The following is a 778-nucleotide window of genomic DNA, read 5'->3' as shown; positions in this document are numbered from 1 at the left end:
GGTGTTGTCACGTTAACCGTCGTTCGGTTGCTCATGCTTGGATTTGGACATAGGTGACATCGATGAATTCATCGTCGATCAGCTACAAGCACCACCGATTTCCTCCTCAGATCATCGCTCACGCGGTGTGGCTTTATGTTCGCTTCAATTTGAGCCTACGGGAAGTTGAAGAGATGCTTCTACAACGTGGGATCGATGTTTCTTACGAGACCGTCCGCCGTTGGGTCTTCAAATTCGGGCCGGCGATAGCTCAAAACTTGCGGCAGAGACAGGGCTGCCCAGGTGATGTCTGGCATCTGGATGAAGTTGCCGTGAGAATCTCAGGTCGCAAGTATTGGCTTTGGCGCGCGGTCGATCAACATGGCATCGTGCTGGACGAAATACTCCAACCGAAACGGGACAAACGGGCTGCAAAACGGCTGTTACGCCGCCTGGTAAAGCGTTTTGGTATTCTTCCCAAGCGGATCATCACGGACAAACTGCGCTCATATGGCGCCGCCAAGCGAGAAGTCGCGCCGGGGTTGGATCATTGGTCACACAAGGGTTTGAACAATCGAGCCGAAAACAGCCACCTGCCATTCCGTAAGCGGGAACGAACGATGCAGGGGTTTCGGTCCCCAGGAGGTTTGCAGAGGTTCGTGACAACCCATTCAGCCGTTCGGAATTGCTTCTGTGCCCCCGCACGCCGTCGCTCAGCCTTAACAATTCGATATCACCGCCTCGAAGCATTTGACGCCTGGAATGCCGCCACTCGAGCTGCTTGAAGTCCGGGCATCAG

General features: G+C 54.5%; 1 protein-coding gene. It reads left to right on the top strand.

Annotated features, from left to right (window positions below):
• The first annotated feature begins 62 nt into the window (after window positions 1–62).
• Window positions 63–764 carry an IS6 family transposase gene (locus ACR1XY_RS24660; protein WP_170389003.1) on the top strand — a complete coding sequence of 234 codons (702 nt, stop codon included), beginning with the start codon at window positions 63–65 and terminating at the stop codon, window positions 762–764.
• Window positions 765–778 lie beyond the last annotated feature (14 nt).

This window comes from Ruegeria sp. AD11(2025) (assembly GCF_056542405.1).
The sequence above is the reverse complement of the archived record's forward strand: the minus strand, read 5'-3'. Positions and strand labels throughout refer to the sequence as shown.